The sequence below is a fragment of the Streptomyces sp. WMMB303 genome, assembly GCF_029351045.1.
GTDB lineage: Bacteria > Actinomycetota > Actinomycetes > Streptomycetales > Streptomycetaceae > Streptomyces.
Map to the genome: position 1 here is coordinate 2132977 of NZ_JARKIN010000001.1, position 15280 is coordinate 2148256.

12 protein-coding genes and 2 tRNA genes are annotated in these 15280 nt (G+C 70.0%); 5 read left to right on the forward strand and 9 right to left on the reverse strand.

Annotated elements, in window-relative coordinates; all coding sequences use genetic code 11:
• Positions 1 to 90: 90 nt before the first annotated feature.
• The 3 genes from P2424_RS09705 to P2424_RS09715 all read right to left on the reverse strand — a co-directional run bounded on the left by P2424_RS09705 (position 91) and on the right by P2424_RS09715 (position 4929).
• Positions 91 to 453: a DUF4233 domain-containing protein gene (locus P2424_RS09705; protein WP_276475370.1), complete on the reverse strand. Its 363-nt coding sequence runs from the start codon at positions 451 to 453 to the stop codon at positions 91 to 93.
• Complete coding sequence (locus tag P2424_RS09710; protein ID WP_276475371.1) at positions 454 to 2013, reverse strand: folylpolyglutamate synthase/dihydrofolate synthase family protein; 1560 nt, start codon at positions 2011 to 2013, stop codon at positions 454 to 456.
• A 282-nt stretch (positions 2014 to 2295) separates the two neighbouring features.
• The gene (locus P2424_RS09715; protein ID WP_276475372.1) at positions 2296 to 4929 is read right to left on the reverse strand and encodes a valine--tRNA ligase; all 2634 of its coding nucleotides are present in this window, start codon (positions 4927 to 4929) and stop codon (positions 2296 to 2298) included.
• A 132-nt stretch (positions 4930 to 5061) separates the two neighbouring features.
• Between P2424_RS09715 and P2424_RS09720 the strand changes: the two genes are divergently transcribed.
• From P2424_RS09720 to P2424_RS09730, 3 genes are all read left to right on the forward strand, one after another.
• On the forward strand, positions 5062 to 6123 hold the full coding sequence (locus P2424_RS09720; protein WP_276475373.1) for a hypothetical protein: 1062 nt from the start codon (positions 5062 to 5064) through the stop codon (positions 6121 to 6123).
• A gap of 222 nt (positions 6124 to 6345) precedes the next feature.
• On the forward strand, positions 6346 to 7242 hold the full coding sequence (locus P2424_RS09725) for a hypothetical protein (RefSeq protein WP_276475374.1): 897 nt from the start codon (positions 6346 to 6348) through the stop codon (positions 7240 to 7242).
• A gap of 7 nt (positions 7243 to 7249) precedes the next feature.
• Positions 7250 to 8026 carry a hypothetical protein gene (locus P2424_RS09730; protein ID WP_276475375.1) on the forward strand — a complete coding sequence of 259 codons (777 nt, stop codon included), beginning with the start codon at positions 7250 to 7252 and terminating at the stop codon, positions 8024 to 8026.
• A 159-nt stretch (positions 8027 to 8185) separates the two neighbouring features.
• Here the strand turns inward: P2424_RS09730 and clpX are convergent, their stop codons facing one another.
• From clpX to P2424_RS09755, 5 genes are all read right to left on the reverse strand, one after another.
• Entirely contained in the window at positions 8186 to 9469 is a 1284-nt protein-coding gene (clpX, locus tag P2424_RS09735) for an ATP-dependent Clp protease ATP-binding subunit ClpX (protein ID WP_019358128.1), read from the reverse strand.
• 159 nt (positions 9470 to 9628) lie between these two features.
• Positions 9629 to 10288 carry an ATP-dependent Clp protease proteolytic subunit gene (locus P2424_RS09740; protein WP_019358127.1) on the reverse strand — a complete coding sequence of 220 codons (660 nt, stop codon included), beginning with the start codon at positions 10286 to 10288 and terminating at the stop codon, positions 9629 to 9631.
• 70 nt (positions 10289 to 10358) lie between these two features.
• Positions 10359 to 10964: an ATP-dependent Clp protease proteolytic subunit gene (locus tag P2424_RS09745; RefSeq protein WP_019358126.1), complete on the reverse strand. Its 606-nt coding sequence runs from the start codon at positions 10962 to 10964 to the stop codon at positions 10359 to 10361.
• Positions 10965 to 11212: 248 nt separating this feature from the next.
• A complete protein-coding gene (gene tig, locus P2424_RS09750) occupies positions 11213 to 12610 on the reverse strand; it encodes a trigger factor (protein WP_276475376.1) in 1398 nt (465 codons plus the stop codon).
• Between the two features lie 102 nt (positions 12611 to 12712).
• Positions 12713 to 12789 (reverse strand) — tRNA-Pro (locus P2424_RS09755).
• A 70-nt stretch (positions 12790 to 12859) separates the two neighbouring features.
• Between P2424_RS09755 and P2424_RS09760 the strand changes: the two genes are divergently transcribed.
• A tRNA-Gly gene (locus P2424_RS09760) sits at positions 12860 to 12930 on the forward strand.
• Positions 12931 to 13233: 303 nt separating this feature from the next.
• Here P2424_RS09760 and P2424_RS09765 read toward each other — a convergent pair.
• Positions 13234 to 13428 (reverse strand): hypothetical protein, encoded by a 195-nt coding sequence (locus tag P2424_RS09765; protein ID WP_075001348.1) that lies wholly within the window; start codon positions 13426 to 13428, stop codon positions 13234 to 13236.
• Between the two features lie 606 nt (positions 13429 to 14034).
• Here P2424_RS09765 and P2424_RS09770 point away from each other — a divergent pair.
• A complete protein-coding gene (locus P2424_RS09770) occupies positions 14035 to 15231 on the forward strand; it encodes an acyltransferase family protein (protein ID WP_276475377.1) in 1197 nt (398 codons plus the stop codon).
• The last annotated feature ends 49 nt before the right edge of the window (positions 15232 to 15280 follow it).

Here is a 15280-nt window from a genome sequence, read left to right on the forward strand (position 1 = left end):
TACCTGCGGGCCGCGGCCGCTCCGACGCCGGGGAGCACTTTTCCGCCGCGCGGGGGGCACCCGCCGCCCGGCGGGTGCCCCCCCCGCGCCTCAGCCCGCGGGCTCGGCCCCGCCCTCCGGCGCGGCCTCGGCCGCGAAGCGTGCCTTCGCTTCGTCGACCTTCCGACCGAAGTGCACCGAAGCCCACCAGAGTCCGGCGAAACAGACCCCCAGGAAGAACATCGCGGGGACCACGAACCCGCCGGCCACCAGGGCGATCTGGAGCGCCCAGCCGAGGTGGACGCCACCCGGACGGGTGAGAACGCCGCACAGCAGCAGGCACAGCACCATGGCGATTCCGCTGACCGTCCAGACGGTGGCCGCCGAAAGGTCACTCGTCTGCATCGCGACCAATCCGGCGAAACCGATGACGAAGAACTCGCCGATCAGGGTGGACGCGCACAGCGTTCGCATCTAGCGCCCCCCGCCCAGCAGCAGCCGGGCCTCGCCGACCGTGATGACCGAGCCGGTGACCAGCACCCCGGCCCCGGCGTACTCACCCTCCTCCTCGGCGAGGGTGACCGCCTCCTCCAGCGCCGCGTCCAGCCGCGGCTCCACCTGGACCCGCTCGTCGCCGAAGACCTCCACCGCGAGCGCGGCGAGCGCGTCCACGTCCATCGAGCGGTGGCTTGAGTTCCGGGTGACGACGATCTCCGCGAAGATCGGCTCGAACGCCTCCAGCAGGCCGCGCACGTCCTTGTCCGCGCTGGGAGCCACGACGCCGACGAGCCGGCTGAAGTCGAACGCCTCGCTGACGGCCTCGGCCGTGGCGAGGGCCCCGCCCGGATTGTGCGCCGCGTCCAGCAGCACCGGAGGGCTGTTGCGCACCAGTTCCAGGCGGCCGGGCGAGGAGACCGCGGCGAACGCCTCGCGGACCACGTCGATGTCGAGGGTTCGGGCCTGCTGCTGGCCGATGCCGAAGAACGCCTCCACGGCGGCCAGCGCCACACACGCGTTGTGCGCCATGTGCGCGCCGTGCAGCGGGAGGAAGATGTCCGGGTACTCCCCGCCCAGGCCACGCAGTGTGAGCTGCTGGCCGCCGACGGCGAGCTGCCGGGAGACCACGCCGAACTCCATGCCCTCGCGGGCGACGGTCGCGTCCACCTCCACGGCCTTCTTCAGCACGACGGAGGCCGCCTCCACCGGCTGCTGGGCCAGCACCACGGTGGCGTCGGGCTTGACGATCCCGGACTTCTCCTGAGCTATCCGCTCGGGCGTGTCGCCGAGCCGGTCGGTGTGGTCGAGGGAGATGGGGGTGATGACGGCGACACCCGCGTCGATGACGTTGGTCGCGTCCCACCTGCCGCCCATCCCGACCTCGACGACGGCCACGTCCACCGGCGCGTCGGCGAACGCGGCGTAGGCCATCGCGGTGAGGACCTCGAAGAAGGAGAGCCGGTAGTCCTGCTGCGCGTCCACCATCTCGACGTACGGCTTGACGTCCTCGTACGTCTCGATGAAGCGTTCGGCCGAGAGCGGCGCGCCGTCGACGCTGATGCGCTCGGTGACCGACTGCACGTGCGGAGAGCTGTAGCGCCCCGTCCGCAGCTCGAAGGTGCCCAGCAGCGCCTCGATCATGCGCGCCGTGGTGGTCTTGCCGTTGGTTCCGGTGATGTGGATGGAGGGGTAGGAGCGCTGCGGCTCGCCCAGCACGTCGACCAGCGCGGCGATGCGCTGCACCGAGGGGTCCAGCTTGGTCTCGCCCCAGCGGGTGGCCAGCTCCTCCTCCACCGCCCGCAGGGCCCGGTCCACCTCGGGGTCCTCGGGCCGGGCGGGCACCGGCTCCGACTGCGGGGGACCGGCCTGGGCCCGCAGGGTGCGGCTGCCCGCCTCGATCACCGCCAGATCGGGGTCGCGGTCGGTCTCTTCCCCGACGATCTCCTCGAAGGAGGAGGGCCGCGGCTCGTGCGGCTCGGATTCGTGGGGCTCGGGTTCGTGCGGCCGGGGCTCGTCGGGCTGGGGCTCGTCGCTCACGCGACCAGTCTACGTAAGGGTCCGGCGACGGACGGGGGTGCGTTCGGACAGACCGGACGGCTGCCCCCACCCGGCGGCACGATGTGCCCTGCGGGCCTATCGTGCCGCTGCGCCCAAGCTCGACACCTGACCGAACCCCGCTCGCCCTCCGGCGGAACCGCCCGGCCGGACAGTGCGGGAACGGATGGGGCACGGCCGCACAGACGCACTGACCGGCGGTTCGGAACCGGCCTGGCCGGTTCCGAACCGCCGGTCACGCGGACGCGCCTGCCGTGCGGCCGGTCAGCCGAGCCGCTCCAGCTGCTGCCGCAGCCGGTCGATATCGGCCTCGGCGGCGGCCTTGCGGCCCCGGATCTTCTCCACCACCTGGTCCGGTGCCTTGGCCAGGAACGCCTCGTTGCCGAGTTTCGCTCCGGTCTGCGCCAGCTCCTTCTCGGCGGCCGCCAGGTCCTTGGCCAGCCGCTTGCGCTCGGCCGCCACGTCGATCGCGCCGGAGAGGTCGAGGCTGACCGTCGCACCCGCGACCGGCAGCGAGGCCGTGGCCTGGAACCCCTCCCCCGCGGGCTGGAGCCGCAGGAGTTGGCGGACGGCGTCCTCGTGGGCCACCAGCGGGGTGTTCTGCACCGCCAGTTCGGCGGGAACCTTCTGACCCGGCTGGAGGCCCTGGTCGGCACGGAAGCGGCGGACCTCGGTCACCGCCTGCTGGACGGTGGCGATCTCCCGCTCCGCCTCCGCGTCGCGGAACCCGGAATCCTGCGGCCAGGGTGCGACGACGACGGACTCGCCGCCCGTCAGCGTCGTCCACAGGGTCTCGGTGACGAACGGGACGACGGGGTGCAGCAGCCGCAGGGTCACGTCCAGGACCTCGCCCAGCACGCGGCGCGAGACCTCCGCGGGCCTGCCGCCCTTGGCGAAGGTGGTCTTGGACAGCTCGACGTACCAGTCGAAGACCTCGTCCCAGGCGAAGTGCCGCAGCGCGTCGGAGAGTTTGGCGAACTGGTAGTCGTCGTAATAGCCGTCGACCTCGGCCAGCACCTCGTTCAGCCGGGAGAGGATCCAGCGGTCGGTGGCCGCCAGCTCCTCGGTCGCGGGCAGCGGCCCCTCGACGGTGGCCCCGTTCATCAGCGCGAAGCGGGTGGCGTTCCAGATCTTGTTGGCGAAGTTGCGGGACGCCTTGACCCAGTCCTCGCCGATCGGCACATCCGTGCCCGGGTTGGCACCCGAGGCGAGGGTGAAGCGCAGCGCGTCGGACCCGTAGGCGTCCATCCAGTCCAGCGGGTCGACGACGTTGCCGAAGGACTTCGACATCTTCTTGCCGTGCTCGTCACGGACGAGGCCGGTCAGCGCGATGGTGTGGAAGGGCGGCTCCTCCATCACATACGTGCCGAACATCATCATCCGGGCGACCCAGAAGAAGATGATGTCGTAGCCGGTCACCAGGACGTCGGTGGCGTAGAACGTCTCCAGGTCGGGCGTCCGGTCCGGCCAGCCGAGCGTGGAGAACGGCCACAGCCCGGAGGAGAACCAGGTGTCCAGCACGTCCGGGTCCTGGTGCCAGCCCTCGCCGGCCGGCGGCTCCTCGTCCGGGCCGACGCAGACGACCTCGCCCTCGGGGCCGTACCAGACCGGGATGCGGTGCCCCCACCAGAGCTGGCGCGAAATCGTCCAGTCGTGCATGTTGTCGACCCAGTCGAAGTACCGGGAGGACATGTCGGCGGGGTGGATCTTCACCCGGCCGTCGCGGACGGCGTCGCCGGCGGCCTGTGCGAGCGGGGCGACCTTGACCCACCACTGCATGGACAGCCGCGGCTCGATCGTCGTCTTGCAGCGGGAGCAGTGCCCGACGCTGTGCACGTAGGGGCGCTTCTCCTCCAGCACCCGGCCCTGCTCGCGCAGCGCGGCAACGATCGCCGAGCGCGCCTCGAAGCGGTCCAGGCCCTGGAAGGGTCCGTGCGCGGTGATGACACCGCGCTCGTCCATCACCGTGAGCATCGGCAGGCCGTGCCGGCGGCCGATCTCGAAGTCGTTCGGGTCGTGCGCCGGCGTCACCTTGACCTGCCCGGTGCCGAACTCCGGGTCGACGTGGCTGTCGGCGACCACGGGGATGGCGCGATCGGTCAGCGGCAGCTTGATCTGCTTGCCGATCAGGTGCTGGTACCGCTCGTCGTCGGGGTGGACGGCGATCGCGGTGTCACCGAGCATCGTCTCGGCACGGGTGGTGGCCACGACGACGGACTCCTCGCCCTCGCCGTACTGGAGCTGGACCAGCTCCCCGTCGTCCTCCTGGTATTCCACCTCGATGTCGGAGATGGCCGTCAGGCAGCGCGGGCACCAGTTGATGATCCGCTCGGCGCGGTAGATCAGCCCGTCGTCATACATCTTCTTGAAGACGGTCTGGACGGCGCGGGAGAGGCCCTCGTCCATGGTGAAGCGCTCGCGGGACCAGTCGACGCCGTCGCCCAGGCGCCGCATCTGGCCGAGGATCCTGCCGCCGTACTCCTCCTTCCACCGCCACACGCGCTCGACGAACGCCTCCCGGCCGAGGTCCTGGCGGGACTTGCCCTCCTCGCCGAGCTGCTGCTCGACCTTGTTCTGGGTGGCGATTCCCGCGTGGTCCATACCGGGCAGCCACAGTGCCTCGTAGCCCTGCATCCGCTTGCGGCGGGTGAGCGCGTCCATGAGGGTGTGCTGGAAGGCGTGCCCGAGGTGCAGGGACCCGGTGACGTTCGGAGGCGGGATGACGATCGTGTACGGCGGCTTGCCGCTCTTGGTGTCGGCCTCGAAGTAGCCCCGCTCCACCCAGCGCTCGTACAGCTTCCCCTCTACCTCGGCCGGCGCGTACTGGGTCGGCAGATCTGCGGGGGCGGCGCTGTTCGGCCCGTCGGCTGCCGGGCTCTGCTGAGTGTTGTCGGTCACGACCGCCAGTGTACGGGCGCGGATGCCCCGCTCTCGAACCGGTTCGCGGACCGGTGACGCATGCGCCGGCGGCATCCGTCACTATGTGCGGAGCGCATTCGACCACTTGTCCACGGAGGGGAAGCGCCGCTCATGAGCAACCAGCAACCCGGCCCCTACGGCCAACAGCCAGGGCAGCCCGGTCCGTACGGCCAGCAGCCGGGTCCGTACGGGCAGCCGCCGCAGCAGGGCGGTCCCAACCCGTACGGCGGCGCCCCCGGGCAGCCCGGCTACGGCTACCCGCAGCAGCCGCCGCCACAGCAGCCTCCCGGCCCGCCGCCACAGGGATACGGCTTCCCGCAGCAGCAGGGCGCGCCGGGCCAGGGCGACCCCTATGGCCAGCAGGGCCCCTACGGCGGGCCCGACCCCTACGGTCAGCAGGGCCCCTACGGCCGGCCCGGGCCGCCGATGCCGCCACAGGGCGGTGGCGGCAAGGGCAAGACGATCGGCATCGTGGTCGGCGCGCTGGTGCTCGTGGCGGCCGTCATAGGCGGCGTCGTCCTGTTCACCGGCACGGACGACGAGGGCGACAAGGGCGGCGGCAAGGGCGGCGGCGCGGTGGCCGACGACGGCAAGAGGTACAAGCTCATCACGCCGGCGAAGGTGGCCGGCGAATTCGACAAGAAGCCCGGCTCGGAGAACAGCTCCTCGGGCGGGTTCAGCGACTCCGACAAGGACAAGTTCGAGCAGTTCGGCGTCAAGGACCCCAAGAACGTCTCCGCCAGCTATGAGAGCGGCTCCGGCATCAACGCGAAGAAGCTCAGCTTCGGCGGTGTCTACGGCACGATCGAGAACCCGGAGGCCGTCGTCGACGCGGCGCTGCTGATGGTCGCCAAGGAGGCCAAGGAGGACCCCGGCACCAGCGGCGGCGGCAAGGCCGAACTGGACGGCGAGCCGCAGGAGGTCCACCCCAGCGGTCTGGGTGACGACGCGGTGATGAAGTGCCAGAAGGTGAAGTACAGCGCAGCGCCCGGCAGCTCCTCGGGGGTCGACAGCTTCACCATGCCGTTCTGCATGTGGGGCGACCACAGCACCATCGGCTTCGTGGTGACCGCCTCGGCGGCCGACGCACTGAGCGGAAAGGGCACCTCGGTCACCGAGGCAGGTGAGACCACCGCCAAGGTCCGCGAGGACGTCCGCGTGCCGCTCACCTAGCACCCCGCATCTCGGCGGAGAGCGAGCTGCGGCGCCCGGGGGTTCCCGGGCGCCGCAGCTTTGCACGGGGCTTTCCCTGGCATAACCGGATGATTCGCCGGTGGTTCTTCACGATTGCGTCCCCGGGCGGCCCCGATTCGGCGCCCGGTGCGGCGCTCTCGTCGTGCATCCGACAAGATGTCGTAGCGCGTTCAAGCACATCCACGGAGGGGAAGCGCCGCCATGAGCCAGAACCAGCCGGGTCCCTACGGGCAGGGACCCTACGGACAGCAGCCGCAGCAGCCGCAGCAGCCCGGTTACGGGTACCCGCAGCAGCCGCAGCAGCCGCAGCCCGGCTACGGCTACCCCCAGCAGGGCCAGCCCCAGCAGCAGCCCGGCTACGGCTATCCGCAGCAGGGCCAGCCGCAGGGCGCTCCGTACGGGCAGCCGGGCCAGCCGCTGGGCGGCGCCCCCTACGGTCAGCCCGGCCAGCCGGGGATGCCCGGCCAGCCGCACCCGGGCATGCCGATGCCGCCGCAGGGCGGTGGGGGCAAGGGCAAGACCATCGGCATCGTGGTCGGTGCCCTGGTCGTCGTGGGCGCCCTCATCGGCGGCCTGTTCCTGTTCGGGGTGATCGGAGGCGGCGACTACAAGCTGGACGCCCCGCAGTCCATAGGCGAGTACCAGCGCAAGGGCGAGCCCGACACCGGCAAGGGCGGCCAGGTCAAGGTCGGCACCAGCGGGGACAAGAAGCAGGACATCCCCGGCATGGACCCCGAGGGCCACATCAGCGCGCAGTACACCGCCGGTGAGAAGAGGCTGAACTTCAGCGGCGCCTACGGCACCCTGGACGACCCCGAGAAGGGTGTGGACTGGCTGCTGGGCCAGCTCGAGAAGACCACCGGCGGTTCGGCGAAGGCCGCGGGCGAGCCCAAGAAGGTGAGCCCCTCCGGGTTCGACGGCGACCTGATGAAGTGCCAGGAGTACAAGGTCATCAGCACCAGCATGACCGTGTGCTCCTGGGCGGACGACAGCACCATCGCCATCGTGACCGCCACCAACGGCAGCGGCCCCGCCTCCGCCGACGAGACCGCCGAACTGACCGCGAAGGTCTACGACGCGGCCCGGGTCGAGAAGTGAGCCGAGCATGAGCGGACCGCCTCCGGCCCCTTACGGGCCAGGTGGATACGGGCAGCAGCCCCCGGGTCCCGGCGCCGGTCCCCACGGACCGCCGCCGGGGCCCGGTTTCGGCGCTCCCGGTCCGTACGGCGTCTGGCCGCCGCCTCCCCCGCCGCGCCGCCGCGGCCTGGGCGGCGGCGGCATCACGGCCATCGTGCTGGGCAGCCTGGCCGCGGTCGGGGTCCTGCTCTTCTCCCTCGTCTCGCTTCTCCGTGCCGTGCAGCCGCACGGCACGGAGAAGATCGCCTTTCCCGCCACGCTGGAGAGCGGCCGATACCACCGCGTGGTCGGCGACGCCCGGGTGGAGGCCCAGGAGCGCACGCTGCAGGGCGAGTTGCCCGACGACGGCACCGCCAAGGTGGCCACCTACACCGCCGGCGCTTCGGACCGGCCGACCGGCAGTGGGCTGGCCATCGCCGGGGCGTACGGCGACATCGACATTTCCTCGTCCCGGATGCGCGAGGACATGCTGGACGGTATGCGGGAGAGCCAGGCCGGCGTGGTGATCGGAGAGCGCCGCGAGTTCGCGCCGGGCGCGGGCGACGTGGAGGTCTCCTGCCAGCTCACCCGGATCAGCCAGAACGGTGTCTCCCTGTACGCGCCCGCCTGTGCCTGGGCGGACTCCTCGACGGCCGCCACGGTGCTGGACCTCGACATCGCCCACACGAGCCCGGCCAGCGTGGACCTGGCCGAGTTCGCGCGGGTCACGGTACGCATCAAGGACCAGGTGACCGTGGCGAAGTAACCGTGCGGCCGGTCGGGGTGCCGACCGGCCGCAACCGGCAGTCCCCCTACGAAGGCCCGCCCCGGGATCGGGGCGGGCCTTCGTGACGGTACGGAGAGGGAACCGGCTGCCGGTGCCGGGCCTCGGGGCCGGGCACCGGACCGCCGGACTCCGTTGCGGTCAGGCGCTCTTCTCGTGGCGCTGCTGGTCTCCGTTGCCGCGGGCGCGCGGCACCAGGGTCGGGTTCACGTTGGAGTGCACGACCTCCTCGGTGATCACGACGCGCTCGACGTCCTTGCGCGAGGGCACCTCGTACATCACCGACTGGAGGACCTCCTCCATGATGGCGCGCAGCCCGCGGGCCCCAGTGCCGCGCAGGATGGCCTGGTCGGCGATGGCCTCCAGGGCCGGACGGTCGAAGTCCAGCTCGACACCGTCGAGTTCGAACAGCCGCTGATACTGCTTGACGAGCGCGTTCCTGGGCTCCATGAGGATCTGCAGCAGGGCCTCGCGGTCGAGGTTGTGCACGGAGGTGATGACCGGCAGCCGGCCGATGAACTCCGGGATCATCCCGAACTTCACCAGATCCTCCGGCATGACCTCCTCGAACTGGTTGGTCGCCTCGATCTCCCGCTTGGAGCGGATGTCGGCACCGAAACCGATGCCCTTGGCGCCCGCCCGGGACTCGATGATCTTCTCCAGACCGGCGAAGGCGCCGCCCACGATGAACAGCACGTTCGTCGTGTCGATCTGGATGAACTCCTGGTGCGGGTGCTTGCGGCCGCCCTGCGGCGGCACCGAGGCCGTCGTGCCCTCCAGGATCTTCAACAGCGCCTGCTGCACGCCCTCACCCGAGACGTCCCGGGTGATCGAGGGGTTCTCGCTCTTGCGGGCCACCTTGTCGATCTCGTCGATGTAGATGATCCCCGTCTCGGCCTTCTTGACGTCGTAGTCGGCCGCCTGAATGAGCTTCAGCAGGATGTTCTCGACGTCCTCGCCGACGTAGCCCGCCTCCGTGAGTGCCGTGGCGTCGGCGATCGCGAACGGGACGTTCAGCATCCGCGCGAGGGTCTGGGCCAGCAGCGTCTTGCCGGAGCCGGTGGGGCCCAGCAGCAGGATGTTGGACTTCGACAGCTCGATGCCGTCGTCCCTGCCCTGGCCGTTCTCACCCGCCTGCACCCGCTTGTAGTGGTTGTAGACGGCCACCGAGAGCGCCTTCTTCGCGGCCTCCTGGCCGACGACGTAGCCCTCCAGGAACTCGTAGATCTCCCGGGGCTTGGGCAGCTCGTCCCACCGGACTTCGGAGGACTCGGCGAGTTCCTCCTCAATGATCTCGTTGCAGAGATCGATGCACTCGTCGCAGATGTACACACCTGGACCCGCGATGAGCTTCTTCACCTGCTTCTGGCTCTTGCCGCAGAACGAGCACTTGAGCAGATCGCCGCCATCACCGATGCGTGCCACGAGGAGCTTCCCCTTCGCCTGGGATCCGTCAGGGATACGGACCGAGGTACGTGCTCTTCGACGGTACCTTGCCGGACCGCCGGAATGGGCCCCCCTTGGAGCGACCGGACCGACACATCCGGCGTCGCTCCAAGGGGGCAGGGTCGTGCGCGCGGCCCCTCAGACCCCCACCGAGGTCTTCCGGGTGGAGACGATCTGGTCGATCAGGCCGTACTCCAGGCACTCCTCGGCGGTGAGGATCTTGTCGCGCTCGATGTCCTGGGAGATGATCTCGCGCTCCTTGGTGGAGTGCTTGGTCAGCATGTCCTCCAGCTGCTCGCGCATCCGCTGGATCTCGTTGGCCGCGATCTCCAGGTCCGAGACCTGACCGCGGCCCGTCTCGCTGTAGGGCTGGTGGATCAGGATACGGGCGTTGGGCAGCGCCATCCGCTTGCCGGGGGTGCCGGCGGCCAGCAGCACGGCGGCCGCGGAGGCTGCCTGCCCCATGCAGACCGTCTGGATGTCCGGCTTGACGAACTGCATCGTGTCGTAGATGGCGGTCAGCGCGGTGAAGGAACCGCCCGGCGAGTTGATGTAGACCGAGATGTCGCGGTCGGGGTCCATCGACTCCAGGCACAGGAGCTGCGCCATGACGTCGTTGGCCGAGGCGTCGTCGATCTGCACACCGAGGAAGATCACGCGCTCTTCGAAGAGCTTCGCGTACGGGTCGTACTCCCGCACGCCCTGCGAGGTGCGCTCCACGAAGCGCGGCACGACGTAGCGGGACTCGGGCGCGATGCCGGTGAACTCGGCCCGGGCGTCCGTGGGAAATGAGGTCATCGGGAGGTTCTCCTGGAGATGAACTGGTGGCTGCGGGAGGAGCGGGTGCCCTGCGGCGCTGTGGCGGGGCTCACGCGCCCGTGCCGCCACCGCCGGGAAGCTGCGCGGCACTGCCGTACACCTCGTCGATGAGGCCGTACTCGCGCGCCTCCTCGGCGGTGAACCAGCGGTCGCGGTCCGCGTCGCGGGTCCACTGCTCGACGGTCTGACCGCTGTGCGCGGCCGACAGCTCGGCCAGCCGCTTCTTGGTACGCAGCAGCTGCTCGGCGTGGATCTTGATGTCGGTGGCCGAGCCCGCCAGGCCCGCGGACGGCTGGTGGATGAGGATGTCGGCGTTGGGCAGCGCGAAACGCTTGCCGGGGGTGCCCGCGGTCAGCAGGAACTGTCCCATGGAGGCGGCCAGGCCCATGGCGATGGTGACGACATCGTTCTTGATGTACTGCATGGTGTCGTAGATCGCCATGCCCGCCTGGACCGAACCACCCGGGCTGTTGATGTACAGGAAGATGTCCTTGTCCGGGTCGGCGGCAAGGAGCAGAAGCTGGGCGGTGATCTTGTTGGCGATATCGTCGTCCACCGGCTGGCCGAGGAAAATGATGCGCTCGTCGAGCAGCCGGTTGTAGACCTGATCGCCGAGGCCACCACCGAAGTTGGGCTCGCCGGCGGCGGAAGGCATCGGAAGCGTCACGTGTCCACCTGCTCGTGTCCGGACGGCCACGCGGAGCTGGCCGCCACTGGGGTCTTCGTCTACTGGGGACCCTAACGCGCCGGTCGTCGGCCGCCATCCCGGGCCGAGCGCATTTCGCTGTGAGCGCAGGTACCCCCGGGCGATCGCGTCCGCCGTGGCCGACAGCCGAACGGGGGGCGCCCGGGCGTGCACTCGCGCGCCCCGGCGCCCCCCGTTCGCGGGTCAGGCGAGCCGGATCAGCTCTCGGCCTTGCCGGCCTCGTCCGCCGCCTCGGCGGCCGGGGCCTGCTCGGCCTCGGCGCCCTCGGCGGCCTCCTCGGCGTCCTCGTCACTCAGGTCGACGACCTCGCCGGCGGTGTCCTTGACCGTCACGGCCTCCACCACGGTGGCCAGTGCCTTGCCGCGGGCGACCTCACCGACGAGGACCGGCACCTGGCCGCCCTCGACGACGGCCTGCGCGAACTGGTCGGGGCTCATACCGGAGGACTGGGCGCGGCGCATCAGGTGCTCGGTCAGCTCTTCCTGGCTGACGTTGAGCTTCTCCTTGCTGACCAGCTCATCGAGCACGAACTGGGTCCGGATGCCCTTCTCCGCCTGCTCCTTGAGCTCGGCGTCGAACTCTTCCTCGCTCTTTTCCTGCATCTTCAGGTAGGACTCGAGGTCCAGGCCGAGCTGACCGAGCTGGTGGTTGACCAGGTTGTGCTTGCGGCTCTCGATCTCGTCCGCCAGCAGCTTCTCCGGAACCGGGACCTCGATGAGCTCCAGAAGGGCATCGAGCACCTTCTCCTGGGCCTGGGTCGCCTGCTCCTGCTTCTTCTGGTCGGCCAGCCGCTTGCGGCTGTCCTCGCGCAGCTCCTCCAGCGTGTCGAACTCGCTGGCGAGCTGGGCGAACTCGTCGTCCAGCTCGGGCAGTTCCCGCGCGGAGACGGTCTGGACGGTGACGGCGACCTCGGCCTCGCGGCCCGCGCCGGAGCCGCCCTTCAGCTCGGAGGTGAAGGTGGCGGTGCCGCCCGCCTCCAGACCGGTGACGGCCTCGTCGATCCCGTCGAGCAGCTCACCGGAGCCGATGGTGTAGTCGACGCCCTGGGCGACGCCGTCCTCCAGCACCTCGCCGTCGATCCGGGCCTCGAGGTCGACCTTGACGACGTCGCCCTCGGCGGCGGCCCGCTCGACCGCGGTGGTCGAGGCGAAGCGCTCGCGGAGCTGCTCGACGGCCTCGTCGACGTCCGCGTCGGAGACCTCGGCCGCGTCGACCTCGACCTCGAGGCCGGAGTAGTCCGGGATCTCGATCTCGGGACGGACGTCCACCTCGGCGGTGAAGGCCAGCAGTTCGTTGTCCTTCAGCTCGGTGATGTCGACCTCGGGCTGGCCGAGCACGTTGAGCTCGCCCTCCTCGACGGCGGACTGGTAGAGCTTCGGAAGCGCGTCGTTGACGGCCTCCTCGAGGACGGCACCACGGCCGAAACGCTGGTCGATCAGGCGCGCAGGGATCTTGCCCTTACGGAACCCGGGCACGGTGACCTGCTGGTTGATCTTGCTGTACGCCGCGTCGAGGCTGTCCTTGAGCTCCTCGAAGGGCACCTCGACAGTGAGCCGAACCCGGGTCGGGTTCAAGGTCTCCACGGCGCTCTTCACGGTCGGTCTCCTTGGGGCTGGCATTGGGGGTTCTGCTGACTTCTTGGCTGCGCCCCGTATGCATGCAGACACGACACAGGCACGCGCGTCTTTCATAGTACGTGGTCGGGGTGGCCGGATTCGAACCGACGACCTTCCGCTCCCAAAGCGGACGCGCTACCAAGCTGCGCCACACCCCGTCGGTGCGACACGTAGAGTACATGTCGTAGGATGCGGTGCGTGCCGATCCGGTCCGCCGATCCGGCTCACGCGGGCGTAGCTCAATGGTAGAGCCCTGGTCTTCCAAACCAGCTACGCGGGTTCGATTCCCGTCGCCCGCTCAGGAGTGCGAAAGGCCCGGCCCCCGAGGGGCCGGGCCTTTCGCCGTCTCGTCGGCCTCGTCGTCGCGTCGCCTCGGCTCCTCGCCCTCCGCGGCGCCGTCCGGGCGGGGCGGACGGACGCGACCGCGGGACCGGGCGCACGGTGTCGCGGGCGCGGTCGCGCAATGTCACGGTGGGACTGCGGTGCGAGCACCCCCGCGGCGCCCGGGGGCGCCGCCCGCCCCCTGAGGGGAGGGCCTCCCGGCAGGGGACGCCGGGGCGCGCCCCGGGAAGCCGATCCGGTCGGCCGCGCCGGCAGCCGGCCTAGAAGCTGATCTGGTTGATCGTGTCGGCGACCGAGTTCAGGAACCGGTTGATGGACGGCGCCATGCCGCTGGAGGCGAGGAAGAAGCCGAAGAGCACGGCGACGATGGCAGGTCCCGGCTTGATGGACTTGCTCCGGATCATCACGACGAGGATGACCGCCAACAGCACGACAACGGACAGCGAGATGGCCACAACTGCTCACACCCTCATGGTCGGAACGCCTCACCCGGCCTCGGGGGCCGCCACTGTGGCCGTACCCCCACGCACACAGCGCGCACCCATCGTGCCACCAACTCCCTTGCACGAGGAGCCGACCGGGGCGCCACCGGGCCCATCATCGGGTAAATACCGATCATCGACCAGGGGGACAGCACAGGACACTTGGGGCGTAGGTGACGCAGTCGGCGGGCCGCCGGGCGCTCGGAATTCCCGCCATCAATTCGACGTGATCACCGCACGACGGCTTGACGAATGCCGGAAATGCGTCGCGCGGCACATCACACAGCAGGTGCACTTCGTGCAGAAAGACCGGCACGCGGTGCCGTGGCCTCCGGCGGCCGGAATTCTCCGGTTGGATCTGCGAATTGTGTCCTCGCTCACAACGCGCACCGACGGCACCGCCCCCCTTGTCTCCAGCACCACAGGGACCTCATACGCCCCGTTTAGATGGGACATCGTCCGGCAGATCGAACATGCACGTCACGCCCCGTCAGCTCTGTTCCGGAAACCGAGGAATAGCGCGCCGTGCGGCGGGAAGGCGGCGCGGGCGAGAATTTACGGCTCACACGGTGACCCGCTATGGTGCGGCAGATGTTGCACGCTGGTTATGAGCGGGCGCCGCTCCCCCCCGTCCGCCAGGAGTCCCCCTCCGAGACGCCACCCGCGTCCGCGGAGCAGGCTGCGAAGTCGCAGCCCGCGCAGGCGCAGAAGAAGCCAGCAGCCAAGCAGCGGGACCCGTTCTTCGACAACGCGAAGTACCTGACGATCGTCCTCGTGGGGATCGGGCACGCCTGGGACCCGCTGCGCAGCGACAGCCGGACTGCCGAGGCGCTCTACTTCGTCCTCTACACGTTCCACATGCCGGCGTTCATCATCATCTCGGGCTACCTCTCCAGGAGCTTCGAGGGCAAGCCGAAGCAGGTCCAGCGGCTGGTCACCGGGGTGGTCGTGCCCTACCTGGCGATCCAGTTCGGCTACACGTTCTTCATGCGCTGGGCCAACGACGACCCGGACCGTGAGTTCCACTTCCAGGAGCCGGGGTTCGCGCTGTGGTTCCTGTGCGCGCTGTTCCTCTGGCGGCTGACCACGCCGCTGTGGAAGAGCCTGCGCTGGCCGATGCCGGTGGCGCTGGCCATCGGAGCGGCGGCCAGCGTGACCCCGAGCATCGGCGGGGATCTGAACCTGATGCGGGTGGCGCAGTTCCTGCCGTTCTTCGTCCTCGGCCTCCAGCTGCGTCCCGAGCACTTCAAGCTGGTCAAGCGCAAGCAGGCGCGCTACCTCGCGGTGCCGGTGACGCTGTGCGCGATGGTCTTCGCCTACTGGGCGGTGCCCCGGATGTCCAAGGCGTGGTTCCTGCACGACAAGGCGGCGGCGGACATGGGCGTCCCCTCCTGGGCCGGTGCGGTGATGTACCTCGCGCTGTTCGGCTGCGGCCTGGTGATGACGGCCTGCTTCCTCTCCTGGGTGCCGCGGCGGCTGATGTGGTTCACCGCGCTGGGCGCCGGCACGCTGTACGCCTACCTGCTGCACATCTTCTTCATCCAGAGCTCGCGCCAGTTCGACTGGTACGAGATGGCCTGGGTCGACCACCCGCTCAGCCGGGTCGTCATCACCCTGCTGGCCGCGGTGATGATGACGGTGCTGTGCACTCCGTGGGTGACCCGGCTGTTCAAATTCGTGATCGAGCCGAAGATGGACTGGTTCTTCAAGCGCGACCCCGGGGCCATGGCCCGCAAGCGCGAGTCGGGCACGCCCGCCTCGCACCGGAAGAAGTAGCCCCCGCCCGGACCCGTTCCCCGGCCCCCTCCCGCAGCGGCGCGAGGGG